Here is a 552-nt window from a genome sequence, read left to right on the forward strand (position 1 = left end):
ATGCCCGCCAGGCCGAGGCCATAAAGCAGCAGAACCAGGAGATGATGGCAGACATACCCGCAGAGGAGTCAGACTCAATGACCTGGCCGGAAAAACGACAGGTGTGCTGCGTCAACCTGCTGGAGACACTGGAGAGGCAGTTCCGGGACAGCTTCCTGAACATGACCAGTACCGCGGGGCAGTACCTCCGCTATGATAACGATCAGGATGACCACCAACCCGGCGCTACCCCGGGCCAGCGCGCCACCGAAGTGTCGATCACCAGCAATCTGGCCAACCAGTTCCAGAACCTGTATGCGCTCTACAGCGCTGCCCGTTATGACATGGTCAGGGCCACCGGATTCGGAGGCGAGGCGGCAGCGGATGATCGCTTCCAGGGTTACAATGCCGGGGCCATTGGCAAGGTCGTTACCGGGTTGCTGGCGAGATCGGCCAGAATGTCGGCCCCCATCCGGGAGGTGCTGCGGACACTTGGGAATGCTCTGGCCCATGACCATGAGGATCTCCGCGCCAACGACAGGCGTCTCCCGCAGCCGGATACCGCACTGCAGC

General features: G+C 61.8%; 1 protein-coding gene. It reads left to right on the plus strand.

Annotated elements, in window-relative coordinates; all coding sequences use genetic code 11:
* Window positions 1-552: hypothetical protein (locus J7439_RS27645; protein ID WP_209204958.1), on the plus strand; the 552-nt coding region annotated here is incomplete at both ends.

This window comes from Salinisphaera sp. G21_0 (assembly GCF_017744115.1).
Classification (GTDB): Bacteria; Pseudomonadota; Gammaproteobacteria; order Pseudomonadales; family Endozoicomonadaceae; genus Endozoicomonas.